The organism is Bacillus sp. CCNWLW194 (assembly GCF_037120585.1).
GTDB lineage: Bacteria > Bacillota > Bacilli > Bacillales > Bacillaceae_G > Bacillus_A > Bacillus_A basilensis.
In genome coordinates this window covers 362,592-385,592 of the sequence record NZ_JBBBBL010000004.1, presented here as the reverse complement: position 1 = coordinate 385,592, position 23,001 = coordinate 362,592, and the positions used below count along the sequence as shown (strand labels likewise).

Genomic DNA, 23,001 nt, shown 5'->3' with positions numbered 1-23,001 from the left:
ATAGAGATAAATATAAACAGGTATTTTATAAAATTAATTAAAAAGGTGGAGTTAATATGTTAGAACTTACTGAAAAGGAATTACAAATTGTAGCAAATGAATTTAAAAGGACTGTAGAAAGTTTGAAAGAGGATATTAAAAAGGAAGATATTCAGATTTTCCCTTCATATGAAGCGTTTTTCTATTGGTTACACGAAGATTTAAAACTACAACAGTGTCTTAAAATGTTGTTTGAGAAAAAGACATTAGTAGATGAAGCAGAATATCTTATTTTAGAAACTGGTAAAACGGTTTATGTGCGTTAAATTATAGTTTGGTATAAATAGGTGTTTTATAAAATTAATTAAAAGGTGGAATTGTAATGACACAAGTAAATGAAAATAAATCAATTAAATTCGGTTTAAATACTGAAGGAAACAATAATCAGACATTGAATGGTTCAATCATCGAACCAGGATATTTAGTAGGGTGTATTAATTCAATGAAAGTAGTTGGAGCAATTAAAACTCGATTCTTTTATCTTTCTATGGAAACGAAAGAAGTGAGAGATGTAACTCGTGAATTATCTTATGCTATTGATAAATTTAATGAAGAAGCCAAAAAGATTAGAGAAACTGGAGAATATTCTATGCTTATTCCATATGACTATGTAGATGGTTTAGTGGAATATAGTCATGGATGTGGTCTATCACATTATTTACAAGAAAATGTATTTGAAAGTTTAACGGAAGTAGGTAAAGATGTTTTAACCTTCCCTTTAATGGGTTGTACATTGTCTATGTATACACCTGCTGATGTTAAGAATATTTTAGGATGTGTCGGTAGTTTTGACTTGAACATTACAGATGCATTAAGAGAACAATTTCTATATTTCTAATATAGATAAACAGATTAAATAACGTTGCCTATAAGGTAGCGTTTTTTCTTTTCCTTTAAAGCAATGTCGAGTGAACATGTATCCACCTTCTTCAGTAAGGGATATTTTAGTGTTTGATTTAAAAATAGAAGATGCGTTAATGCGAGAACGTTGCCTATAAGGTACGTTCTTTTTTATTTTTTATATTTATAATGAATGCACCTATTTTCTATAATATAAAGATAACTATAAACAGGTATTTTAAAAAATTCACTAAAAAAGAAGGGGCTGTTTAAAAATGTTGAGTGTACAAGAATATCAATCTGTAATGCGAGGAAGTAACTATAAGGAGCATTTAGATTCTGCGGATAGTTTTTGGTTTGGGAAGCCAGATAAGGTAGATGAGACGGATTTTTTTGGTTCTCACAAATGGGTTTTTCGGTATTATGAAAGAAATGTAGGAGTAATGCATAAAACTGATGAGTTTTTTAAACCATCTGAATGTGAACCAGGGAAGTTTCTACACGATTTATTAACAGAAAATGAACAGTATTATATTTATAAACGATTTGAAAATGGAATTTTGAGAATAACAAAGGAAAAATATTTGTCTTAAATGGAGGTACTAACATGTTTCAAGTCTATACATATATAAATGGAATTAAGTATTATACAAATTACGATACGGAAAAAGAATGTGATGATTATGCAAAAGCAGAAAAATGGGACGTTTATTGGATTACAAAATTATAAACAATTATTTTAGTAAACAAGAATTATATTTCTTTGTAAGTCTATTTTAAATAGATTTATATAAATAGATATTTATTAAAAATTATTTAAAAAGGTGAGGAACTAAAATGAGTAAAAATCAAATTTCAACTTCAAAAGAGAATGTATATAGTGAAAAACTATTAGATGAATTATACGAATTAACAAAAATTGAATCTAATGATGAAAGAAAACTTACTGAAATTGAAGCGAAGCGATATATGGAAATTGTGGAATACTGCCAGGAAAACAATATAGAAATTCCTTTTGGAATACAATATTAAAATTCAGAAAAAGCAAGGAGTAATTTAATCCTTGCTTTTTATTATTTCATTGAGTAAAAATCAAATCATTACCATTTCTTAAGATAAAAAAACGCCCACAATGCCGGCAAGCGTTCGAAGGGCGATTCTAAGAAAAAATAAACTTTTTTAGCAACCATCCACCTTGCGGTAACAGTTACATAAGGCGAGATGTTGGAGCACTTCACCTTGTATAAATATTATAACATAATTGATATACTTTGTTACCTAAAATTCATTCAATAGTTGAATCGCTTCTTCTCGTTTTATTTCATCTAATCCATCTTCATAAGGGCTTGTCAGAATAAGTCTATCTGATAAGTGTAGCATGTCATCGCCATCATCTATAATAATAAATCTATCAATAGGTCTCTTAAACCCATTCATAAATGCTTGTATTTCAGCTCCTCTTGGTTCGCCTCTTAATTCAGGTGTTCTGCCTATAATATATTTTTGTAAACCGTAATGAGAGAAAATAGCCTTCTTGAGTGTTTTTACCGAGCCGAGTTTTCTCCAAGTAGAAGATACTACGATTTTCGCATTGCACTTTTCAAGTATTTCTTTTAGATTTGCTAATGCTTTTGGACAAAATGCCTGTAGCATATGCTGTTTGCTTCTCACAAAATAATTTGAATGATTCATAACACCATCAATATCTAAGAAAATAAGATTCATGTATATCACCTATTATTAATAATTTTAGTTAGTAGATTTAGATTCTCTTGAAATTTCCATGATAAATGCAAAATCATTTACAAATGACATTAAGTTAGCTTTTGCCCTATTTGATTTAACTTCCTGTATAGGGGAGTTATAAACCATATCCTGCTTTCTAATGTTTGCATCTGTAAAGTAAACTGGCTCACACATGAGAACCTGACAAATATAGTCCATATCTACTTCATGTACTTGTTTCATTGACAGTGAATTATTCAATAATCCATTTATAACATGAACATCCACCGTAGATTCTTCAGATAAATGATTCATGTCATACCCAAGAGAAGACATGCGTTGTTTCAGTATAGCTCCGATAAACATATTCATCACAACCTTTTACCAAAAGATAATTTCGAATCCATGATTTGCGGGACAATTCTTTGCCCATTGAATGATTTCTTTAAACATTTGTTCAGGCGTTGTAGCTTTTGAAAATTCTTTCTTTCCATCACGGAAGATTTTATTTCCTTTGGTAGGATAATGATATTTAAAACGTACCATTACATAAATTTCATCATCTACTCCATCATCTACATTTGCATCTAAGAATCCCATAAATAATAACTCTTCTTTTAAATCCATGTTGTATCGTATCCTTTCAGCATTCATTTGCTAAATGCTTTAATTTTTTGGCGTACTTTTCTAAGCTGATTTTTTCCTCAGTCAAAACTCGAATTGTTTCTCTGTTTCTTGCAATCTGGAATTCGTTAGCAAAAAAATCTTTTTCTTCTTCCTGTTTTAATAATCTTTGTTCCGCTTTAATCTTCTTTTTCAAGTGTTTTACACAATCTTTGACACCATCGCTCTTTGCTAATAAACGTTCTTTTTCAGTCATAATATGGTTCATCCTTATGTCAAATTTCAATTTCTTCTAATTTAAAATATCTTCCTAAGTGTTCGAATATAGGAGTAATTTGTAGCTCACCCAATGTAGTGTTTTTCTCTGTATCAACGACAGCATACTCACTACCATAAATAAGAGATGCCTTAACGATATAACCATTAAACAAATAGGAGTCCTTTAAAAGTTCATCTAAAACCTCTTGTTCGTCATCTTTCGAAACAAATGGAATGACTTCTGTATCTTCTCCAGGATGGAAGAGCAAATAGTTATTTCTCTTGATTTCAACTAAGTGTTTCATTTCCATTTATTACTCACTCATTTCTGATTTTATGTATTTTCAAACTTGACAACTTTCCTATAGCTACAATTTAAGCATCTTTAGATGGAGAAACTTCTTTATTAATCCCTAAAAACATATCAAATTCATCCTGCATTTCTTTTGTGGGAGGAGGGAAACGAATTGTTCCTCTATAGTTACCCTTAGAAGTAGGAAGTAGTGATAAAAGAAGTGCTATAGATAAAGCCCCCACCACAAATAGGTGGGAATTTTCAATCATTTTATGGATGAGTGTAAGCATGTTTATATGCAACTCCTTATATAGTAGTTAGCCTACGCTACAATCGAATCGTAGTGCTTTGATTTTTTAATTAAATTTTTTGAAACATCCATATAAACATCTAAATTAATTTCCACTGTATCTCCGAAAGTTTGGATAAAGACATATCGAAGAACAACAGCAAAGTCTGATAGAGTTTGGATAGAATGTTCTTTAAAAGCATCAAAAATTGTTTCAGTTATTGACCGTAATTCGTGGTAATGACTATTTTCAATTCTCTCTTTTTCACTTATATTACGGCAAGACGGAATCAAAATTTTAGAATCATAGTATTCACTCAATAAAGATTGAAGTTGTTCTTTTGGAAGATTCAGCTCAACTTTTCTTGAAATCATTTCAAATTCACTGAAGACATGTTGGTCAATATAATCTCTATCTTTAGAGAACTGAGGTGTGTTAAAGTCTACATCCCATTTTGTTCTTGTAGCAGTACCTTTTAAATAGGATTGTTTCGTAATACATACACCTCGTTTTTGCCAAATAGGGAGGTTGTTCCAGTTAATGTTCTTCTCTGTAAATAGTTTTTCTTGTAACTGAGAACCGTTATATCCTTGTAATTCTTTGTGTTTAAAGTTTGATTGAGCAACCATTGCAATACTATTTTTCGTAGCGTCTTGTTGTCTCCATAAGAAATAGTTCGTCACTTCTTCTTTCGGCAATACAAATGCTCTACTGTCAAAAAATGCAAGTGTTCCTGTAATAGGGAACATAATCTCATTGAATTTTGCAGTGGCCATAGAAGCAGATACAGAAACCATTTTTTGCAAGTCATTACCGAACCATGATTGAGTTGTTACTTTTTCATAGTTTGTTAATAATAATGAAATTTCATCGCTTTGGTGGTAAACCATTTTGCACCCCATAATGTTTTGAGCAAGATATTTCGCTGTTTCCCAGAATGCTTTTGCGAGTACCTCGTCAAACGGTTTTTTCATATTTTTTGTATATGTGTGAAAGTGTGTACCGTCAATACGAATAATTACGGGGCTTCTTTTTGTTAATTTTGTTTTATTTTCGTACTCTTTCATTCGAGCACCTAATTTGTTTGAACTCATAATTACATCTCCTAAAAATTAAAATTTATATGTCTTTTCATTTACTTTTTTCTTTATAATCTATAATCAATATTACATTTGTTATTAACTAAAGTCAATGATATACTATTAAAAAGTAAAAAATAATTTACGAGGTGTAACAATGGAAATACAAGAAATTTTAAAATTAAAAGAAGCATATGACGAAGCGATGAAGAAAGGGGAAAAAGAAGTTGCTCAAACGACGGCAATAATGCTTGTTGAAAAGGGAGTACCAGATTTATTGAAGATGTTAGAAAACGAGAAGTTTGCAGTGAAGCGAACAAAGAGTATTTTGAAGCGTAAAAAAAGTGAGGTGGCGTTATTTGAGCATTTGTTTTTAGAAGAACAACAAAAAGTTAGTGATTTAAAAGGGGAACCTGCATTGGTTGGAAATAAAAGAAGAATATATGGAGAATATTTTGATTTAGATGAGCTCTTGTTTGAAGGTAAGAACATTCAAATTATCACAGCATCACTGTGGAATCAAAGAGTGGAAAGAATAGAAGATATGTGGAAGGGAATTTATGCAAAATGGAAAGATTCCAGTGTTGAGTCCACTGAATTCTTAGCACAACTTGAAGGTTATGAACATAACGATTGGATTTTATTTACGTATAAAGGACAGAGAACAGCAAATGATACAAATTTTGAATTTGATGGGAAAATAACTGTAAAGCCTTATGAGATAAAAGAAGGAGAGTTGAATTTTAGATACTATTTTTATACTTATATAGAGTTCAAAAAAGTGGGAGAAGATGTGGTTAGTTATAAAAAAGTAGATGGTGTAACAGTAGAAGGTAAAGAAGAATTACTGGAAGGATTAAAACGTCATTTAAATGAACAAGAAAAAGCTCAATGATTACAAGTCATTGAGCTTTTCTATTTGTTATTTATTATTGAATGAAACCATGAGCTTTTGCTTCTTTAATCCAAAGAGGAAACTCATTCATAAGCTTTTCATATAGTTTTTCTTGAGACATGCTATTAATTTCTTCTTTGGTAAATCGAACAAAATTAGCGTTGTCAATTACACGACCACTCATATTATCTAATTTTTCAAGGAATGAAAAGTTTCCTTCTTGACCAATTCCAACAAATTGCCAGAAGATAGGTTGGTCAGAAGACTCGCGGATAATACGTTCTGCTTCTGGTTTATCGAAATTATCACCATCTGTAATGAATACTACAAAAGTTGGATGCTTTACAGGTCCCTGTTCTTTGTCAACTTTTACAACTTCTGTTTTTCCTAACAATTTTGATAAAAATCCGCTTTTAGGTTGTTCGATAGTTTTTGTTGTAGTTTTTGTTCCGTACTCGTTTACAATTTCGTTCATAACACCTGCATAAGCAGTATAAGGCTCTAAATCGAACTTCTTCAGAAAAACATTTTGAATGTAATTACGGTAGTTTGCTCGACTTACATCACCAATATTTCTGTGGCTTTTACCGAATCCATAAACATCAATAGAATTGTTATCATCAATATTTAAAGCGACAGCTAAGATGGATTCTGTAACGTCCTGTACAGTGTTGTTTTTATATAAATGTGTCATAGAAGTAGAACCATCGAGCACAAAAACAACTTGAGCAACGACCCCTGTAAGGTTTACCTTTTCTAATACAATTTTTGCAATTTCCGTTTTTTTCTCTAATGTAATAGCCATTTTAATATCTCTCCTTAGTTATCTAAACGTATGTATCTATAAATAATTATAAAACGTTTTATTAACTAAAGTCAATAAAATATTATTATTTATGTTAAATATAAATTTCTATACTTGTTATGGGATGAAGTCCATCTATCTATAATATAAGGATTATATAAACAGGTGTATTCAAAATACAAATTAATTTTAGGAGGAAATAATCATGACAACAATTTTATCAACAGGAGATTGCCAAGAAGCATATAACAAGGTTGAGGATGTTTGGCATATCGGTAATGACTTTAAAGAAGAAGATGGATTTGATGTGAGTACAATTCAATGGTCAGACTCTGCTTGGGAAAGTGAAAAACGATATTTTATGGATTTCTTACAATCAGAAATTGAACAGTACGAAAAACGATATAAAACAAACGTTGAACGTATTGCTCTTGTAGGTCATGTAGGACGTTGGAATGGAAATCCTGTAGGAGGCAGAATGTTATCGTATGATGAGAATCCATTAGAATGTATGGGACGAGTAGAATCTATTGACGTAAGTGTAGATAAAGATGGTTCAATTATCATTTCTGGTCATCATCATGACGGTTCACATGCTATGCAGATTTATTTCTTGTCTGAAAACAAACTAAATAAACTGGATAGAGAGTGGGATGCATGTTGGTTTGATTTTGATGCGAATCATTTTGAACAGATTTATAATGATTTCAAACCTTTGAAATTAAAAAAATCTGGTCGTGCATTTTACAATCCAATTATTCATTAAGTTGAAGGGCTTGTATTCGTTATGAATACAAGTCTTTTTATTGTGTCTTTATATGCGTGTGAAATAAAATACTTTTAACAATTTATCTACATGATATTTTATTTGTTGAAAATAAAATAAAAAGCAGAGAACTTTCTCTGCTTTAAAATATTTGTAATCGCAACTATTTCATCTTTTCAAATAGCTCTTCTTCAGAAATAATAGGACACTCAAACTTAACAGCATTTTTATACTTAGAGCTATTAGTTTCTTTTTCAGGTAATTCACCTGTTACATGATTGTATCCACCAAGAACTAAGAAGTCTGTCTTTGCAGATACTGAACCTGATACTTTTCCACCACGAGCTTCAATTTCTTTTTTGATATCATTACGAGGTTTAGATAATGAGCCTGTAATGACGAAAATCTTACCCTCAATTTCTTCAGAGGCGATAATTTCTTCTACTTCTTCCATCATTAAAAATCCAATTGAATACAAGAATTCAATAAGCTCAATGTTGTGAGATTCTTCAAAGTAACTTACCATACTACTTGCTACTGTCTCACCGATGCCATCAATTTTCATTAATTCTGTTTTTAGCACAACAGGGTCTTTTGAAAGTTCGATTAGATGTCTCATTGTTTTAAATTTATTTGCAATGTCTTTTCCTGTACTGGAACCAACGTTTGGAATAGCTAAAGCGTATAAGAATTTAGATAGGGGGACATGTTTGCTTTCCTCAATCCCTGCTAACATTTTTTGAATCTTCTTTTCCCCGAATCCACGTAATACAGATAATTTATCTAAGTTATCTTTTAAAGTATAAATATCAGAGATAGAAGAAAGGATACCTTTTTCGTAAAATGTTTCAACTGTTTTTGCCCCTAATCCATCAATATTCATTGCATTTCGAGATACAAAATGTTTTAAAATACGTTCTTGTTGAGCACTACATGTACTGTTAATACAGAAATAATGAACATTATCTTCTTCTTTTACCACTTCTCCATTACATACAGGACAACAAGTAGGCGGTAAGATTTCTTTTTCTGTTCCATCACGTAGTTCAGTAACAGCCGATACAATTTGTGGAATGACATCATTTGCACGAGCAACAACAATTGTATCTCCAATACGGATATCACGTTCTTTTATGTTGTCGTAATTTGCAAGAGAAGCTTTTTGAATAGTAACACCATCAATCTCAACAGGTTCAAAAATACCATTTGGTGTAATTTGTCCAGATTTACCAACGGTCTCTACGATATTAAGTAGTTTTGTTGTGGCATCAAGACTATCAAATTTAAAAGCAAAGCCCCAACGAGGGAACTTAGATGTATAACCTAAAGATTCTCGAACAGCTAAATTATTAAATTTAAGCACAAGTCCATCAATCATATGAGGAATTGTTGGTCGAACTTCTTTGTTGTATGTTAAGCAATATTGAATCAATTCTTTTATTCCTTCAGGTGTGTTTTTAAACACTTTGTATGGAACCACGTTAAACCCTTGTTCTTTTAAAAATTCCAATTGCTCAGTATCCTTTTCAAAGGTAATTCCCTCTGCTTTAACTAAATCAAAAGCAATAATACTTAAGCCACGTTCTTTAGCAATATTCGCATTTAATGTACGTACAGAACCAGAAACTAAGTTGCGAGGGGATTTATATTTACCATCTACATTAATTCGTTCAAACTCAGAGAAAGGAATAACGGATTCAGCACGAACCTCAAGATACCCTTTAAATGAGATTTTCTTAGGAAGGTTAGTAATAGTTCTTACAGTGTGTGTTACATCTTCACCAATATAACCATCGCCTCTTGTTGAAGCCTCATAGTAGATACCGTTATTGTACTTTAATACAATCGTTAATCCGTCTTCTTTATCTCCCGCAATAATTTCATCATCAGATTTGTTTGCGAATTTCACAATATCTTCTTCTGTATGGCCTTTATCTTGTGACAACATGGGTGTAGAGTGTTTTACTTTTTTTAAACTGTCAACTACAACTGAATAAATCCGTTTGGTAGGAGAATTTTCATCAGCAAATTCAGGGTGTTTTTCTTCCAATGAAACCAATTCATAATACATTTGGTCATATTCGCTATCAGTAATAATAGGAGTACCTTCATCATATAGCAAATCATGTTTCATAACTTCTTCACGTAATTGTTTAATTTGTTGTTCAATCATTAGTTTTGCTCCTCTTTTAATATCATTGGTTTTACTTTCCATCGTTTAATCCATTCTTTATCCGCTAAATCTTTAGCTAATTTTTTGCGTTCAGTTAAAGATAACTCTTCATTTTGATAATAACCTTCTCCATATTCATAAAAACGATTTGCTTCAGCGGTACAAGCACTTTTTGCAATTTGAATAGCTTTTCCCTCATCATAATATACCTTAGCAAATGTTTCTTGAGAAGCACCAGACCATGGTTTTCCGTCCTTTAATATGATATGTAATTCTTTATTCATGCTGTCACCACCTTTTGTTATCAATAACTCTCTATAACATTAACTATAGTCTATATAAATGGTAAAGTAAATAAAAAATATTTTACTTAACAACGAAGTGGGGAGAGGCTAAATTATGCGATTTATTTTTATGTATAAATAAAGTAATATATTTCTTCGATTTCTTAAAACATTAATAAAAAGAATGATAACTACACAGTTAGTTTTATGATAAACTTGAGGTAAATGTTGAATGGTATGGATTGGGGATGTAATAGATGACGACAGATACATATAAAGGTTTCTTAACAACTGAAATAGAAGGGGAGGATGTGCAATTACCTCCTGTTATTTTGAGAAATGATGAGGAAATTATTCGTTTTTGCTATCGAAATAGACAAAAAATGAAAGAAGTCATTGTCCAAGATAAAGATGAATTTTGTTTATTTCATATAAAAAATAACAAAACGATTTTTCCATTAGAAGCTGTTGAACATGAAAAACAATTAGCAAAGCAGTGGGGAGTAGAGGTTGCCGAAATAAATTGGGAGCAGTTATCTCGCATGTAAAGTTATGAACATAACATAGAAAAAGTCGCAGAGAAATTGATTTTCTTTGCGACTTTTTTATTAAATGAGATATAAACTTTCTAAACGCTCTTTTAGAGTGGTGTTACGCTCTCTTGACTTGTACGTTTTAATTGCGTGTTTAATCGCTCTTTCTTCACCAATTACCACATTAAATTCTTGAGCTCGTGTAAATCCAGTATAGAACAAGCTATTATCAAGCATTCTGTAGTGAAGCATAGAAATTGGCATGATACAAGCTCTCCATTGTGAACCCTGAGACTTGTGAATAGAGAATGCGTATGCATGGTCTAAATCTTCTTTTTCCTTGTTATCATAGAAGATATAACCATCATCGTATTTTACAATTATACGAATGATTTCCTTCGTTTTTGCAGGAATAGCACCCTTTATATTCTCCTTATTATCAACTGGTTCTTTGATTTTTCGGATTGCTTCAATTACACCAGTTTCACCGTTTGCAATGCCACCTTTAGCATCTTTATTCGGTGTATATTGGGTAAGAAGAACGTTACTGTCTTCAGTTGAAACGTAACTTTTTTTGTACCAAACTTTTAAGTCGTTATTACGCATGTTAATGACTTTATCGCCTTCTTTAAAGTACAGAGAAAAACGTTCATTATCTACAGTGAATTCTTTATTTAAAGAAGTAACAGTAGATTCAGTTTCGTTAAAAGCTTCTTGCATTAACAAGTTAATCATATATGTTCCTAAAATACCTGTTTTTTGAGGTGATAGAACTTGGATATCATCCAGTGTATAATCAGGGAACGTAAGGACACGTTTAACAGATTCGAGAATGTTCTTCAAAATAACCTTAGGTGAATCACGAAATACAGCATAGGAATCCTTTGTATCCTCGCAAGTTTCAATCATTTCACCATCAATGATTTTTTTTGCGTTTTTTGCAATACCTGATTGCTTTCCTTGACGCTTTACTACATCTAATGTAACAACTGGAAGAACTCCACTTTCAATGATATCTTTTAGAACACTGCCTGGACCAATACTCGGCAACTGTTTAATATCGCCCATCCAGATAACTGTAGCACCACGTTTAATTGCTTGTAGTAAATCCTTAGATAATTCCACATCTAAAAACGAGCTTTCATCTAAAACGATAATGTTCCCTGGTAAAGGATTGGATGCATTGAAGGTAAATCCTTCTCCTCCACGGAATTCTAATCCTCTATGTACAGTAAGACATATTTCATTTGTTGATTTCTTAGCAACTTTAGCGGCCTTTCCAGTTGGAGCCAATAATTGAAGGTAGGGAGTAATGCCATTTGATTTACATACAATATTGAAGATTTTTAATATGATTTTTAAAACGAATGTTTTCCCACAACCTGCGGAACCATTTAGTACATAAAAACCACCACGTCTTTTCGTGAATGTTAAAATGGCTTCTTCTTGTTTTTCTTCTAATTCAATACCTTCAGCAGATAGATACTTGTCTAATTCAGCCTTAATATCTATTTGATTCTTCCATTCTTGCGTATCTGAAAGACGATAAAGCTCTTCTGCCACACGGACTTCAGCACTATGGATGTATTCTAAATACACACGGTCTTGTTCTATGACAATTCTCTCAAAAGTAAGCAAATTCTCAATTTCTTCCTCAATCAGTTCATACGGAATATCAAATAAAGGATACAAACACTTTTCTTTTTCATTTTTATAACGAGCTGATTTCCAACGTTCATAATAAGCGTTTAGTTCATCCCTTGGAATCATAACTTGGATTGTACCAAAGTAATAAGAGATTTTTTCATCTATTGTTTCTTTTAATAAACGTTCGCTTTCTTTAGAAGGAAGTGTAACTCTCAATATCTCTCTTGTTTTTTCAATTAAATCATCTTTATGTAAGAAGCAGTGACCTTCTTTTGTTGCCTCATCAAGTCCATTAATAATCCCTTCTTGAATACGTTCATCACTTAGCATGTCAAAGTGAATATCTTTAGCGATTTTGTCACATTTTTTAAATCCGTATCCTGGAATTTTTCTTGCTAAAAGATAAGGATTTTCTGAAATTAAACGAATGATATCATCTTTATATTCGCTGTATAAGCTTTTTGATTGCTCAAACGACAAACCAATATCTAATAAATAAGACAATGTATACTGTGAATTTGTTAGACTTTCAAGTTGTTTTTTCCAAGCTTCCACACTTTTTTTACCAATCCCTTTAATTCTACTAACAACTTCTTCAGGGTTTTCTATCAACATATCAATAGATTTATCACCGAAAACGCTATAAATATCCTCTGCTCTATTTTTCAGACCTTTTAAAGTTCGTAAGTAACGAACGATGCCTCTTTTCCCAATTGGCTTTATAGGTGAAACCCGATTCATTTTTACTTGTTTTTCACCTTTATAAAATACAATAACTCCATTTACCTGATAGTGAATATTCGGATTAAGTGGCATGATGAATTTTCCGTTCATTTTAAATGACTGACCTTCTTCACTTTGACAAGCATAAACACGATAACCCGATTCTGAATTTTCGTAAATTGTATCAAGTGGAAGGGTGACAATGGTAATTTCATCATCGACTTCGAAATCATCTAAAGCTGACTTTGGTTCACTAAGATAATTTTCTAAATTAAATACAGACAAATTTTTCACCTCTCCTTTTCTAACTAATTCGTACATATTTTTTTATATTTGTATACATATATTTTAACTTATTTTATTAACTATAGTCAATGAAATAAAATTAATTCATAAAAAATAGAGGGGTTTTCCCTCTATGCATTTTCTTTCTTATTTCTTTTTGTCCGATTCTCTGTTAGTTTTTTTAATAAAATTTCATGTTCTTTTTCTTCAATAAAAGTAACGATAAAACATTCATCACACAACTCGCTAATATTTTTAACTTCAGAACGATAACGAGTGCCTTGAACGGTAGCTAATCGGTAGTAGTATTTGTTTTTCTGGTCTATATACATCTGGAAGAAGTGGTCATGATTTTTCTGATAGAAGTGACAAACATAAATGAGTAGTTCTTCTAAATGAGAGATGTATTTTTCTTCTTCTGTATTTTCGAATTCGTAAAAATCATATTTTGTTCTTCTCGCCATAATCTCAAATGGCATAGAGTCTTTTATATAAAAAGAAGTGTATTTCAATTTAGATATAGACTTAACAAGAGAAGCAAGGGGTAAAAATCCGATTTGTTCATATTCTGCGAATGCTCCATAGTGTTCAGTTTTCTGTAACTCTAAGAATCTATCAAAGTTATGTTGATAACCATCACTTACAAATATTAACCAATTCTCCAACGATTCAATATAGGCAGAAGGAGAGATAGTAAGTTTTTCTGCACCGTAAAATAAACTTTCAAATTCGGATTCAGATACAACAATAATGGAATCAAGAATAATAGATTTTTTTGTCTTTGGTTCAATTGCACCCATTGTAAAATATACACCCGTATCGTCTCGTTTTTCTAAATCGTCACACTTCATCCAATCATGATACATAAATGTTTCTATCGCCTTTTTGTTTGTTGCTTTTGTACTTTTAAAGAAATGATATATTGCTGAGATTTGCACTTGAAATCTGTTTTTCATGCGTTAAAACTCCTTTTTTAACGAAAATAAATTCATAAAATATTCTTTAGATAGTACCATAGATGAAACAGGGATGAATCGATTATCCTTATCGACAGCTTGTACTAAATAAGTAGTGGTGTCGTTAGGATAGGGAATAGGCATTGCTGTAAGATACCAAGTGTTTAGTTTTCTATTCAACATAAATGACTCTGCTAATTCTAATAGCTCTTTTCCCTCTAAAGCATCTATAAATGTTTTAGCTAAATACAATGGTGTATAGAAAATTTGTACTCTATCAAATTCTAATTCTGTCATTTTTGAGGCTCCTTTTTATCAACGCTTTCTAAAGCACCTGTAGAAAATAGGTTGAACCACATTTTAATATTCATTCTTCTTGTTAACGCTTTTTCTACAGGCTCTTTATCCCTAACTAAAGCTAAAACTTCTCCAAAAAAATAGCAGCAATTATTAACTTTGTTATATCTTTTGCAGGCATCGAATTCATTTTCTGCTTCAATAATTTGAAAATCATTATATGAGATATCAGGTCGCCCCACATCTCCACCTTCACACAATGCAACTAAATAATTATTCATTTTTTCATCTCCGTTTCGTTAAATTGAAAACATTTAATATATTTTTAGTTTGTAGTTAAAATATCGAATGTCTTCATTAATTGTTCTTTAGTGAAAATAATAGATTCTAAACCACTCACACCTTCATCTGTACCATTAGAAATTAATGGTGATACGACAAAATGAACTTCGTCATTGGAGTATAGAATAGGCATGGAAGTAGCGACCCAATTGCGATTAGAATTTAAGAATAATTTATTCTCTGAAAAGCTTGTTCCTTCTGATACTTTTAATTCTTCTTTCGCCTGTTCATTTACTTTTAACTTTGTTTCCCACATTCTAAAATTACGATATTCTTGCTCAGTCATTTTTCCACGTCCTTAATTATTTGTTTTATAAATAAATCATAACATTTTATTTACTATAGTCAATAAAATATATTATAATTCAAATGAAATGTTGTGAAAGGATGAATCGGAATGACATATAAAGAAGTTTGGAACGAACAAAAGGAATGGCTTATAAATAGCATGAATTATTTAAAGGGAAGAATAGCAAACACAAGTGGTAAAGAGAAAAAGAGACTGCAAGCGAAATTAGATGGATTGAATGTAGCTTATCAGCACATGGTTGAATCAGATAAGATATATCAATTTGAAGACGAATGAGAGAAAAGTAGGGATTAAGATAAGAAATCCGAAAGTAATCAATAAGTATTATTTGACCTTTTTATATGTAAAGAAGTTACTGATTGCAGATAGAACAAAACTAAACGGCAGGGGATAGAAGGTTCTGCAAATTCTTTCCTTTCGATATACGGAATACGAATGCTACAAGTTCTGTATCATACTATGACGTTAAAAAGACAGGTTCTTATACAAAGAAGAATAAAAAGGAGAGATTTAGAATGCTTTATGGTATGACTCAAATCGAATTATTTCAGAAAGAGGATAACGAGTTGTCCAATGGAAGTGGTGTATCTGGAATAAAGGATTTACTTAAAAATACAAAAGTTTTGTTTCCGAAATCATTTATTAACGATAGAAATGAATTGATTTTTGAACCAATAAACAACATTTATTTTAGATTGGAAGATACTCAAAATGAACTGGATTTCAAATGCAAAGTATTAGCTTGGTTATCAAGACCAAGTTGTAAAGGGACAACGATATACTGGCAAAGTAAAATCCTGAGAGGTGTAAATGGATTGTTAGGAACTCATTTTTCGAAGGATGAAATGAGAAAGGTATACACTGTTTTAGGAAACGATACAAATAGAGAATTATCTATAAAGTTTATCCGTTCAGATTATGACTTGGCTTTACTGAAGGAATAGACAAATAATAAATAAAAACGCAGGGAGATAAGTCTCTGCGTTTTTTGTCGTGATTTAGAGCTGAAAAGAAGTGTTTTGTTGAACTATGAATTCTTAATTGCATGACATAGATAATCGCAAACACCTTCTCGAACTTCTCCTACAACTATAGGTTTTGGCGGATTGTTATCAATAGATTCTTTAATCATTCGTTGCATCTCTTTGATGGAAACATTCATTGTAAATACACGCTTCTTTTTCTTCTTAACATGCTTATTGAATTGATTTATCATATAGTCGAACAAATCATTTATGTCTTCGTCCATATAACGCCAATCTCGTTGATTATTAGGGTCTTCTTTCTTCCAATAAGCATTAACCCATTCTGATATATTTTCCTTCTCAAGAACTTGATAAAAGCCATTGGTTAATGGAACAAGCAAGAATATATGTGTATGCCCTCCGCACATCAAATAATTATCAACAAAGAAGTATAGATTTGAAATCATTTCTTCTTTTTTAGATGTATAGGTAGCAGAATATGTTTCTTCGGGGTCTAATTTCATATGTTGAGAGAAAGTTGATAATTCGTCTTCTATTAAAACACTACCTTTATGATGAATATCTGCTTGAGAAAATGAAATGATAGGACTTCTTTTACTCATTCTTTTTAGGTGTTTTTTATATCTGCTTTTCATAAAAAGTCTCCTTCTGCAAGTTAATATTTATTTTTGTTTTATAATAGCATTCGTTATCAATAGATGAGATAATTCCAAATCAAAGGCATCGCTTTTCATCCAATTTAAGTTGTTGTAATAACTTAATAAATCGTGTAACTCATATTTTTCACAAGTTGTTTTTACAGCTTCCCACCAACCAATCGTGCATTCAAGATGAATATAGGTGTTCTCATAGGTAAGTAGAGAATCAGTGTTATTTATTTTAAAAGTAGTGTCTATATTTTTCTTGAAATCTTTCAAAAAATCTACGGTAATTTGTTTTTGATATTTTTTAAGAATTGCATTTTTAGATTTCTTTTTTACATCCTTTGTAGGGTGCATATCATCACCTCCTCAATTTTAAAAGGTAAGTAGTAACTTTTCACTTCAAAATAAAAAACAGGCATTTACCTGTTTAAAAATGCTCCATGAAGGATTCGAACCTTCGACCATCCGTTTAGGAAACGGATACTCTATCCTCTGAGTTAATGAAGCGTATATATAAGATTGATATTTTATAAACCTATAATTCAGTCTGTGTCTTACACAGTCCCTTATTCCGCATCGGAATCTATTTGGGTCCCTGTAACAGGTCTGAAAAAAACTTAAAATATCACAAAAGGAGGAAGTTGTACTTACCAAACATTGCTTCTCTTATACTTTCCTTTTGAAGTTTTTCATTTGCTTTTATCATGTAATTGGGTAAGTCCAATCAATTCACATGACTACTGTAAAAAGGGAATACGCCCCGTACAGGACTCGAACCTGTAGCCTACGCATTAGAAGTGCGTTGCTCTATCCTATTGAGCTAACGAGGCAAAATATGAAATAAGGAGCAGAAGGGATTCGAACCCTCGCATGATGTAAACATCACCTATCTGATTAGCAATCAGACCTCTTTACCAGTTTGAGTACCGCTCCATAATAGAAACTCCCTCGACAGGATTCGAACCTGCAACCTATTGGTTAACAGCCAACCGCTCTACCATTGAGCTACGAGAGAATAATTTAAATAATTTCAACAACTGCTAATACAAATAGTAGAGCAACTAAAACAAAGGGGTCATTCATTAAATAAGCTAATGTAGAAATTGAAATAACTCCTACACAAGCAGTCAGAGCCTTTGCCCAATAACGACCATTATTGTTTTTCTTTAAATCCATAAGTAACCACCGACTTTATAAAAATGAATTGGAGCGGATTAACGGAATCGAACCGTTCCTTCTATCGGCATATATGTACACTCGTCCAATAGCTGTTCTGCCTTATACTATTCCGCATAGGAAAGCTTTATCTATATAGATAAAGCGAATTATTCAGCGTGAGCATATTTGAAGTATACATTTAATACTTCGGAATGCTTATGTAACTCTAATTTACGAAGGTCTTGTGGATGTCGATTAAAGCCTTTTTCTTTTAAGGCTTTAATGCATTGCCCCTTTGTAGTTGGATACGTTGCCCCCATAGTAAACACCACCTTTTTGTTAATTAAAATCGTAAATGTAATACTTTCAAACCTGTAAATCAACAGCCCCAAACTGTCGAAACAGTAAAACCAGTCGATAACACTATCCAAAAGTAATATTCCATGAATAAACAAAAGCGATTATTTCTACAAAATATAGTGGGAATCGCCCAAAACCTCAAAGTGGTTTGAGTTGGAATCGAACCAACCTCCTCAGTGCTTCAAACTGATGCTAATCCATCTCAGCTATCAAACCATATAAAATGCTGAAGGGAGGAATCGAGCCTCCTACAAATTTGCATGTCTTTTATAACAATGGCAAAGATGTAATCCAATCAACAGCAATTGTTGTGACTGTTGGTGGGGTGGTAATCCCCACATCTCTTAGCAATTAAGCTTTTTTTAAGACTCGAACTGTTCGAAACATATTCAAGCGTGTAGCTACCTGTTCTACCTCAACAGTCTTAGATTTCTTATAAAACTCCCAACTTAGAAATCTTTCGTTATAAGAAGAAGTTCTACCTACTCAAGAGAGCTTCTTCAAGTATGCTATTATAACTACAAGTTTTTTCTACTGATAGCGGTAGGTTAGCACATGTATCAGTAGTATTGAAGAAAGTTCAAGCTTTGAAACTAATTAAATAGATGATTTTTCAGGTTCTCGCCATGACTCGAAAGAGTTTAATAATGAACGTGTATTTTCCACAACAAAATCAAAATCTTCTTCAGTTAAAATATTTTTTAATTCTTCAATAGAATTTGCTAATATTACAACTTTTACGTTTGATGAACGACCAAAAGCTAAAAAGTTCTTGGTAACCGACAAAACCAATTCTTTATTCAGTTCTTTTACAGGAACAATCAAAACTGATTCATCTTCTTTAAATCCAAACGTGTTACTTGCAACAACATGAGGTGTCATAATAAAAACTCCTTCATCATTATTAATTACAAAAGTAAAATTCACTTGTTAAAAACGGTAAGTAGAAGTCTTGAACTTCTCCAAAAGGATAAATAGACACGCAAGCGTTGGTCTTATTCATAATTCCTTCTTGCACTCCATACGTGCACAAACCGATAATAAAATTGGCAACGCATAGGGGATTCGAACCCCTGAATGCTCGATAGAAAGTCGAGTGTGTTAGCCAGTTTCACCAATGCGTCATATGGCTAAAAGGTTCATTTGGTTTTTTAATCGAACACCTTTTGAAGATAAAACTCTCACTGGAATATTTGGATTAGGGCATTATCCGTGCCTTCCGATAGAAAGAAACTCTTTAAGTTCTAATGCCAACTGTAGGAATCGAACCCACGACCTATTGATTACAAGTCAATCGCTCTACCTGTTGAGCTAAGTTGGCGAATAAAGTGCCATCGAAGATTCGAACTCCGACCTCACGACTGTTTTATGCTCAAAGAGTCATATGCAGAATTACGTGGCTCTACCAATTAAGCTAATGGCACATATGGGGGCAGGAGAGGGATTTGAACCCCCGAACTCCGAAGAGAACGGATTTACAGTCCGTTGCGTTTAACCACTTTGCTATCCTGCCATAAATTAAACATCAATTTATAATGTTTTATTAATATTAAGAAGAGGTTAGGGACATAATCCACGAATAGTATGGTTGCAACCTAAAGTGCTACTATTCTTTACCTCTTCTTAATGAATACCGACTAATGGATTCGAACCATTGACCTACGCCTTATCAAGACGGTGCTCTACCACTGAGCTAAATCGGTGTAATAAATATCATAGGAGGGTCGGCATATCCCTCATCTCTGGTGACTTAGTTATTACTAAGCGTGTAGAGAACCTTGTCTACCTCTATGAAATTTATAAGTTAACGCTAAAGAACGGTGACGGATTCGAACCGTCCATTACGGTTTTGCAGACCGCACTCCCGTACCATCAAGATTACCGTCCATGATAGGGAGCAAGAATGATTTTATCATTCAAAACTCCGAAAATGTGCAATTCGCACTGGCTCAAAAGGCCTAAGAAAAAATGCCTGGTCTCTAAACCTCTAAACTTGACCTGGTGGGTAGAATTGCTTGTGAGAACAATCTGAGTTTTTAAAAGCATAAGGACTCACTCACATTAAAATTGTCCTTAAAAGGAATCTCTATAGGTCACATTTACGGTAGTGAAACACCTTTTTATAGAGCTTACAAACCACTTGGACGACTTGGTCTCTAACTTCAGCTCTTGAGGACTCCGTGGTATACTTGCCATATGCCATAAACAAGTCGTTTTCGCCTAACCTATCCTCAGTTGCTCCCCTTTGCTACACCCCAAGATAGGCACATTCATCAATTTAAGAGGCAGGGAGTGGTATTTAATTTTGTAAGAATATATCCTTGCGAACAAAAGGCGCCCATATATAAATACGTAACCCTTTGCTAACTGGTCTGCAATATTTGCTGATTTGGATATTTCTTATAAAGCGACCAACGGGATTCGAACCCGTGACAACAGATTGGAAGTCTGTTATGTTACCACTACACTATGACCGCATGTGGTTACTGAGGTGAGTATCGAACTCACTCCCTTAAAAGGTATTAACTTTTAAAGTCCCATATGCTCAGTAATAATAAGTTTAAAAAGCCGAATGTAGGAATCGAACCTACGTCCAATAGTCATGTTAATGAGTACTCCTAATCGCTTTACCACTAAGCTAAATCGGCATGATAAGAAGGTGGTAGGGAATTGACCCTACGGTATCTGCTTTACACGCAGTCTCCAATTTCCAGTTCACCTTATAAGCTTCCATTTATTTAACGTGTTAGGATTCACCGCATTTCGCTAAGATGTTTTCACCTTAGACCGTCTGCTTGACTAAATAGATAACTTACTAAATCATGAAAATAATTGAGAGTCATCTTATGCCATTTGTTATGGCTCTAAAACTAAGCGAGAATAACGGGATTTGAACCCGTGCTACCTGGTAGACAGCCAGGCGTGTTTACCGCTACACTATATTCCCATATAAGCTCCCTATTTGACGTGTTAGGGTTCACGGGTACATACCAGTTCATTTTTTCTAAGATGTTTCACCTTAGACCGCCTGATTACTCAGCGTAGACTTTATCCTAAAAAGGAAACACGCCCAAGTGGAACATCGCATACAGGATTCGAACCTGCGAATGCTCGGTAGAAAGCCGAGTGTGTTAGCCAATTTCACCAATGCGACATGGTTACAAGGGTTATTTTCGTTTTTTTTTTAGGTCGGACACCCAAGCAACATAAAACTTTCTATAATTAGTGACACTTACAAGTTATTACACTTCATAAGTGCCTTAATTAGAAAGAAACGTATTAAGTCCTAAACGAGGATAACGGGACTCGAACCCGTGCTACTTGGTAGACAGCCAAGCGTGTTAAACCGCTACACTATATCCCCATGAATGGTAGGGTATAGGGGACTCGAACCCCTGAATCTCCGATAGAAAGTCGGATGTGTTAACCATCTTCACCAATACCCCATAAGTAGTGAGGGAGCTACCCTCACACTCTAATATCGCACAAACGATAGCGAATCATTTGCCGTATTGTGGCGAGACTTAGGAATCTAACCCAAGTTCGATTACATAAATCGAAAAGAACAATCCTCGCATGTTATAAAGCGGAAGGAGAGGGACTTGAACCCCCATAACGCTCCTCACGTCCACGCCTGTTTTCAAGACAGGTCTCTTACCAATTAGAGTATCCTTCCATGATAATAATGGCTTCTGGAGAAGGCTTCGAACCTCCAATGTCAATACTGACGCCTGTGTCAAAGACAGGTGACTTTACCAATTTGTCCATCCAGAAATAATATGGCGGTGCATACGGGATTTGAACCCGTGACCTCTTACGTGACAGGCAAGCGAGCACTCCAACTGCTCCAATGCACCATTTGGTTGAACTACCTGGGCTCGAACCAGGGCTAACAGGATTCAAAGTCCTGTGCCTTACCAACTTGGCTATAGTTCAATAGTAAGGAGAGTGAGTTGAGACTTATAACGGGCTATCAACTCAACCCCAAGTTTTTTCCGACTCTGTTAACAAACGTATCTCTCCGTTCTTTGTTAATGGTCGAATTGTCAAAGGTGGCAATGATGGGATTTGAACCCACAATTACCATATATGGCTCACCAGGTAGGACTTGAACCTACGACCTTTCGCTTAACAGGCGACTGCTCTAACCAACTGAGCTACAGGTGAATAATAAGATGGTTCAGGGTGGACTCGAACCACCGACTTAACGCCTATGAAACGCTCTCTCTACCAACTGAGATACTGAACCACAATAGAGAAAGTGTAAATTTCTCTATTAAAAAGGAGAGACAGAACAAGTTTAGTTTACACACTACTAATCGCAGGTAAATAGCGTGTAGATATCGTTCTGAATCTGTAACAACTTATATTAGTATATTAACATTTTTATTAACTATAGTCAATAAAAAATATTAAAAATTTTGTTCTACTAATTATTATTGTTAGAAAGTGGACCTGATAGGATTTGAACCTACGACTGTCATCTTGCAAGGATGGTGTTCTCCCAATTGAACTACAGACCCATAATGTAGAAACATATACTCGTCACAGTTTACGTCTTTTGCTATCGGGTTTTGAGGTTTTCCCTTAACCTTCGTTCATCGTGTGACCCCATGAGACACGACTTATGGCGATAGCGACCATATTTAGAGGCAGTCATCAATATAAGGATACAAGTCCTTAACGA

Annotated in this window: 29 protein-coding genes, 24 tRNA genes and 1 pseudogene; 10 read left to right on the top strand and 44 right to left on the bottom strand. The window is 33.2% G+C overall.

Features of this window, described 5'->3' with window-relative positions:
• Nucleotides 1-56: 56 nt before the first annotated feature.
• From V7S50_RS12010 to V7S50_RS11990, 5 genes are all read left to right on the top strand, one after another.
• On the top strand, nucleotides 57-305 hold the full coding sequence (locus V7S50_RS12010; RefSeq protein WP_333728539.1) for a hypothetical protein: 249 nt from the start codon (nucleotides 57-59) through the stop codon (nucleotides 303-305).
• Between the two features lie 56 nt (nucleotides 306-361).
• Nucleotides 362-877: a hypothetical protein gene (locus tag V7S50_RS12005; protein ID WP_336376321.1), complete on the top strand. Its 516-nt coding sequence runs from the start codon at nucleotides 362-364 to the stop codon at nucleotides 875-877.
• Between the two features lie 277 nt (nucleotides 878-1,154).
• Complete coding sequence (locus V7S50_RS12000) at nucleotides 1,155-1,472, top strand: hypothetical protein (protein WP_000953874.1); 318 nt, start codon at nucleotides 1,155-1,157, stop codon at nucleotides 1,470-1,472.
• 14 nt (nucleotides 1,473-1,486) lie between these two features.
• Nucleotides 1,487-1,609 (top strand): hypothetical protein, encoded by a 123-nt coding sequence (locus V7S50_RS11995; RefSeq protein ID WP_336376322.1) that lies wholly within the window; start codon nucleotides 1,487-1,489, stop codon nucleotides 1,607-1,609.
• Between the two features lie 107 nt (nucleotides 1,610-1,716).
• Nucleotides 1,717-1,911, top strand: a complete 195-nt coding sequence (locus V7S50_RS11990; RefSeq protein ID WP_336376323.1) for a hypothetical protein — start codon at nucleotides 1,717-1,719, stop codon at nucleotides 1,909-1,911.
• A gap of 246 nt (nucleotides 1,912-2,157) precedes the next feature.
• Here V7S50_RS11990 and V7S50_RS11985 read toward each other — a convergent pair whose 3' ends face one another.
• The 7 genes and pseudogenes from V7S50_RS11985 to V7S50_RS11955 form a co-directional block, all read right to left on the bottom strand.
• Entirely contained in the window at nucleotides 2,158-2,604 is a 447-nt protein-coding gene (locus tag V7S50_RS11985; protein WP_336376324.1) for an HAD domain-containing protein, read from the bottom strand.
• A 24-nt stretch (nucleotides 2,605-2,628) separates the two neighbouring features.
• Nucleotides 2,629-2,970, bottom strand: coding sequence for a hypothetical protein (locus tag V7S50_RS11980; protein WP_336376325.1), 342 nt, complete (start codon nucleotides 2,968-2,970; stop codon nucleotides 2,629-2,631).
• A 15-nt stretch (nucleotides 2,971-2,985) separates the two neighbouring features.
• Nucleotides 2,986-3,231, bottom strand: coding sequence for a hypothetical protein (locus V7S50_RS11975; RefSeq protein ID WP_336376326.1), 246 nt, complete (start codon nucleotides 3,229-3,231; stop codon nucleotides 2,986-2,988).
• 16 nt (nucleotides 3,232-3,247) lie between these two features.
• Nucleotides 3,248-3,484 (bottom strand): hypothetical protein, encoded by a 237-nt coding sequence (locus V7S50_RS11970; RefSeq protein WP_336376327.1) that lies wholly within the window; start codon nucleotides 3,482-3,484, stop codon nucleotides 3,248-3,250.
• 19 nt (nucleotides 3,485-3,503) lie between these two features.
• Nucleotides 3,504-3,797, bottom strand: coding sequence for a hypothetical protein (locus tag V7S50_RS11965; protein ID WP_336376328.1), 294 nt, complete (start codon nucleotides 3,795-3,797; stop codon nucleotides 3,504-3,506).
• Between the two features lie 64 nt (nucleotides 3,798-3,861).
• The gene (locus V7S50_RS11960) at nucleotides 3,862-4,071 is read right to left on the bottom strand and encodes a hypothetical protein (RefSeq protein ID WP_336584274.1); all 210 of its coding nucleotides are present in this window, start codon (nucleotides 4,069-4,071) and stop codon (nucleotides 3,862-3,864) included.
• Between the two features lie 371 nt (nucleotides 4,072-4,442).
• Nucleotides 4,443-5,165, bottom strand: a pseudogene (locus tag V7S50_RS11955) (tRNA(His) guanylyltransferase Thg1 family protein); the annotation flags it as partial.
• A gap of 142 nt (nucleotides 5,166-5,307) precedes the next feature.
• Between V7S50_RS11955 and V7S50_RS11950 the strand changes: the two are divergent.
• Nucleotides 5,308-6,045 (top strand): hypothetical protein, encoded by a 738-nt coding sequence (locus V7S50_RS11950; RefSeq protein WP_336376330.1) that lies wholly within the window; start codon nucleotides 5,308-5,310, stop codon nucleotides 6,043-6,045.
• A 34-nt stretch (nucleotides 6,046-6,079) separates the two neighbouring features.
• Here the strand turns inward: V7S50_RS11950 and V7S50_RS11945 are convergent, their stop codons facing one another.
• Nucleotides 6,080-6,850 carry a VWA domain-containing protein gene (locus V7S50_RS11945; protein ID WP_336376331.1) on the bottom strand — a complete coding sequence of 257 codons (771 nt, stop codon included), beginning with the start codon at nucleotides 6,848-6,850 and terminating at the stop codon, nucleotides 6,080-6,082.
• Between the two features lie 205 nt (nucleotides 6,851-7,055).
• Between V7S50_RS11945 and V7S50_RS11940 the strand changes: the two genes are divergently transcribed.
• On the top strand, nucleotides 7,056-7,616 hold the full coding sequence (locus tag V7S50_RS11940; RefSeq protein WP_336376332.1) for a hypothetical protein: 561 nt from the start codon (nucleotides 7,056-7,058) through the stop codon (nucleotides 7,614-7,616).
• Between the two features lie 163 nt (nucleotides 7,617-7,779).
• On the opposite strand, the gene ligA is transcribed toward V7S50_RS11940, so the two are convergent.
• Entirely contained in the window at nucleotides 7,780-9,789 is a 2,010-nt protein-coding gene (gene ligA / locus V7S50_RS11935) for an NAD-dependent DNA ligase LigA (RefSeq protein WP_336376333.1), read from the bottom strand.
• Nucleotides 9,789-10,073 carry a hypothetical protein gene (locus V7S50_RS11930; RefSeq protein WP_336376334.1) on the bottom strand — a complete coding sequence of 95 codons (285 nt, stop codon included), beginning with the start codon at nucleotides 10,071-10,073 and terminating at the stop codon, nucleotides 9,789-9,791. The genes ligA and V7S50_RS11930 overlap by 1 nt, the downstream gene beginning before the upstream one ends.
• A 257-nt stretch (nucleotides 10,074-10,330) precedes the next feature.
• Between V7S50_RS11930 and V7S50_RS11925 the strand changes: the two genes are divergently transcribed.
• Entirely contained in the window at nucleotides 10,331-10,621 is a 291-nt protein-coding gene (locus tag V7S50_RS11925; RefSeq protein WP_086877910.1) for a hypothetical protein, read from the top strand.
• 60 nt (nucleotides 10,622-10,681) lie between these two features.
• On the opposite strand, the gene recD2 is transcribed toward V7S50_RS11925, so the two are convergent.
• The 5 genes from recD2 to V7S50_RS11900 form a co-directional block, all read right to left on the bottom strand.
• Nucleotides 10,682-13,270 (bottom strand): SF1B family DNA helicase RecD2, encoded by a 2,589-nt coding sequence (recD2, locus tag V7S50_RS11920; RefSeq protein ID WP_336376335.1) that lies wholly within the window; start codon nucleotides 13,268-13,270, stop codon nucleotides 10,682-10,684.
• Between the two features lie 122 nt (nucleotides 13,271-13,392).
• On the bottom strand, nucleotides 13,393-14,217 hold the full coding sequence (locus V7S50_RS11915; RefSeq protein WP_336376336.1) for a hypothetical protein: 825 nt from the start codon (nucleotides 14,215-14,217) through the stop codon (nucleotides 13,393-13,395).
• Between the two features lie 3 nt (nucleotides 14,218-14,220).
• On the bottom strand, nucleotides 14,221-14,514 hold the full coding sequence (locus tag V7S50_RS11910) for a hypothetical protein (protein WP_336376337.1): 294 nt from the start codon (nucleotides 14,512-14,514) through the stop codon (nucleotides 14,221-14,223).
• Complete coding sequence (locus V7S50_RS11905) at nucleotides 14,511-14,795, bottom strand: hypothetical protein (RefSeq protein ID WP_336376338.1); 285 nt, start codon at nucleotides 14,793-14,795, stop codon at nucleotides 14,511-14,513. The genes V7S50_RS11910 and V7S50_RS11905 overlap by 4 nt, the downstream gene beginning before the upstream one ends.
• Nucleotides 14,796-14,839: 44 nt before the next feature.
• Nucleotides 14,840-15,142 carry a hypothetical protein gene (locus tag V7S50_RS11900; protein WP_336376339.1) on the bottom strand — a complete coding sequence of 101 codons (303 nt, stop codon included), beginning with the start codon at nucleotides 15,140-15,142 and terminating at the stop codon, nucleotides 14,840-14,842.
• A gap of 111 nt (nucleotides 15,143-15,253) precedes the next feature.
• On the opposite strand from V7S50_RS11900, the gene V7S50_RS11895 reads away from it, so the two are divergent.
• Together V7S50_RS11895 and V7S50_RS11890 are read left to right on the top strand one after the other, a co-directional pair.
• Nucleotides 15,254-15,442, top strand: coding sequence for a hypothetical protein (locus V7S50_RS11895; protein ID WP_336376340.1), 189 nt, complete (start codon nucleotides 15,254-15,256; stop codon nucleotides 15,440-15,442).
• A 239-nt stretch (nucleotides 15,443-15,681) separates the two neighbouring features.
• Nucleotides 15,682-16,110 (top strand): hypothetical protein, encoded by a 429-nt coding sequence (locus tag V7S50_RS11890; protein WP_336376341.1) that lies wholly within the window; start codon nucleotides 15,682-15,684, stop codon nucleotides 16,108-16,110.
• Between the two features lie 83 nt (nucleotides 16,111-16,193).
• On the opposite strand, the gene V7S50_RS11885 is transcribed toward V7S50_RS11890, so the two are convergent.
• The 29 genes from V7S50_RS11885 to V7S50_RS11745 all read right to left on the bottom strand — a co-directional run bounded on the left by V7S50_RS11885 (nucleotide 16,194) and on the right by V7S50_RS11745 (nucleotide 22,837).
• On the bottom strand, nucleotides 16,194-16,787 hold the full coding sequence (locus V7S50_RS11885; RefSeq protein ID WP_336376342.1) for a hypothetical protein: 594 nt from the start codon (nucleotides 16,785-16,787) through the stop codon (nucleotides 16,194-16,196).
• Nucleotides 16,788-16,814: 27 nt separating this feature from the next.
• Nucleotides 16,815-17,150 (bottom strand): hypothetical protein, encoded by a 336-nt coding sequence (locus tag V7S50_RS11880; protein WP_336376343.1) that lies wholly within the window; start codon nucleotides 17,148-17,150, stop codon nucleotides 16,815-16,817.
• 80 nt (nucleotides 17,151-17,230) lie between these two features.
• Nucleotides 17,231-17,303 (bottom strand) — tRNA-Arg (locus tag V7S50_RS11875).
• Between the two features lie 249 nt (nucleotides 17,304-17,552).
• Nucleotides 17,553-17,626: transfer RNA gene (locus V7S50_RS11870), tRNA-Arg, on the bottom strand.
• A gap of 13 nt (nucleotides 17,627-17,639) precedes the next feature.
• Nucleotides 17,640-17,729, bottom strand: a tRNA-Ser gene (locus V7S50_RS11865).
• Between the two features lie 10 nt (nucleotides 17,730-17,739).
• Nucleotides 17,740-17,811 (bottom strand) — tRNA-Asn (locus V7S50_RS11860).
• A 5-nt stretch (nucleotides 17,812-17,816) separates the two neighbouring features.
• Nucleotides 17,817-17,972: a hypothetical protein gene (locus tag V7S50_RS11855; RefSeq protein WP_003273270.1), complete on the bottom strand. Its 156-nt coding sequence runs from the start codon at nucleotides 17,970-17,972 to the stop codon at nucleotides 17,817-17,819.
• A gap of 149 nt (nucleotides 17,973-18,121) precedes the next feature.
• Nucleotides 18,122-18,274 (bottom strand): DUF2639 domain-containing protein, encoded by a 153-nt coding sequence (locus V7S50_RS11850; protein ID WP_336376344.1) that lies wholly within the window; start codon nucleotides 18,272-18,274, stop codon nucleotides 18,122-18,124.
• A gap of 184 nt (nucleotides 18,275-18,458) precedes the next feature.
• Nucleotides 18,459-18,530: transfer RNA gene (locus tag V7S50_RS11845), tRNA-Phe, on the bottom strand.
• A 381-nt stretch (nucleotides 18,531-18,911) separates the two neighbouring features.
• Complete coding sequence (locus tag V7S50_RS11840; RefSeq protein ID WP_336376345.1) at nucleotides 18,912-19,196, bottom strand: hypothetical protein; 285 nt, start codon at nucleotides 19,194-19,196, stop codon at nucleotides 18,912-18,914.
• A 165-nt stretch (nucleotides 19,197-19,361) separates the two neighbouring features.
• A tRNA-Glu gene (locus tag V7S50_RS11835) sits at nucleotides 19,362-19,438 on the bottom strand.
• Between the two features lie 124 nt (nucleotides 19,439-19,562).
• A tRNA-Thr gene (locus V7S50_RS11830) sits at nucleotides 19,563-19,635 on the bottom strand.
• Nucleotides 19,636-19,641: 6 nt separating this feature from the next.
• A tRNA-OTHER gene (locus V7S50_RS11825) sits at nucleotides 19,642-19,738 on the bottom strand.
• Between the two features lie 3 nt (nucleotides 19,739-19,741).
• A tRNA-Tyr gene (locus tag V7S50_RS11820) sits at nucleotides 19,742-19,827 on the bottom strand.
• Nucleotides 19,828-19,945: 118 nt separating this feature from the next.
• Nucleotides 19,946-20,017 (bottom strand) — tRNA-Ile (locus tag V7S50_RS11815).
• A 111-nt stretch (nucleotides 20,018-20,128) separates the two neighbouring features.
• Nucleotides 20,129-20,201 (bottom strand) — tRNA-Cys (locus V7S50_RS11810).
• A 519-nt stretch (nucleotides 20,202-20,720) separates the two neighbouring features.
• A tRNA-Gly gene (locus tag V7S50_RS11805) sits at nucleotides 20,721-20,791 on the bottom strand.
• A gap of 89 nt (nucleotides 20,792-20,880) precedes the next feature.
• A tRNA-OTHER gene (locus tag V7S50_RS11800) sits at nucleotides 20,881-20,962 on the bottom strand.
• 227 nt (nucleotides 20,963-21,189) lie between these two features.
• Nucleotides 21,190-21,261 (bottom strand) — tRNA-Asp (locus tag V7S50_RS11795).
• A gap of 133 nt (nucleotides 21,262-21,394) precedes the next feature.
• A tRNA-Glu gene (locus tag V7S50_RS11790) sits at nucleotides 21,395-21,468 on the bottom strand.
• A gap of 137 nt (nucleotides 21,469-21,605) precedes the next feature.
• A tRNA-Asp gene (locus V7S50_RS11785) sits at nucleotides 21,606-21,678 on the bottom strand.
• 5 nt (nucleotides 21,679-21,683) lie between these two features.
• Nucleotides 21,684-21,760 (bottom strand) — tRNA-Glu (locus V7S50_RS11780).
• Between the two features lie 141 nt (nucleotides 21,761-21,901).
• Nucleotides 21,902-21,990, bottom strand: a tRNA-Ser gene (locus V7S50_RS11775).
• A 10-nt stretch (nucleotides 21,991-22,000) separates the two neighbouring features.
• Nucleotides 22,001-22,088: transfer RNA gene (locus tag V7S50_RS11770), tRNA-Gln, on the bottom strand.
• Between the two features lie 6 nt (nucleotides 22,089-22,094).
• Nucleotides 22,095-22,171, bottom strand: a tRNA-Asp gene (locus tag V7S50_RS11765).
• Between the two features lie 3 nt (nucleotides 22,172-22,174).
• A tRNA-Gln gene (locus tag V7S50_RS11760) sits at nucleotides 22,175-22,250 on the bottom strand.
• A gap of 154 nt (nucleotides 22,251-22,404) precedes the next feature.
• Nucleotides 22,405-22,481, bottom strand: a tRNA-Asn gene (locus V7S50_RS11755).
• 9 nt (nucleotides 22,482-22,490) lie between these two features.
• Nucleotides 22,491-22,563 (bottom strand) — tRNA-Met (locus V7S50_RS11750).
• A 201-nt stretch (nucleotides 22,564-22,764) separates the two neighbouring features.
• Nucleotides 22,765-22,837: transfer RNA gene (locus tag V7S50_RS11745), tRNA-Ala, on the bottom strand.
• Nucleotides 22,838-23,001 lie beyond the last annotated feature (164 nt).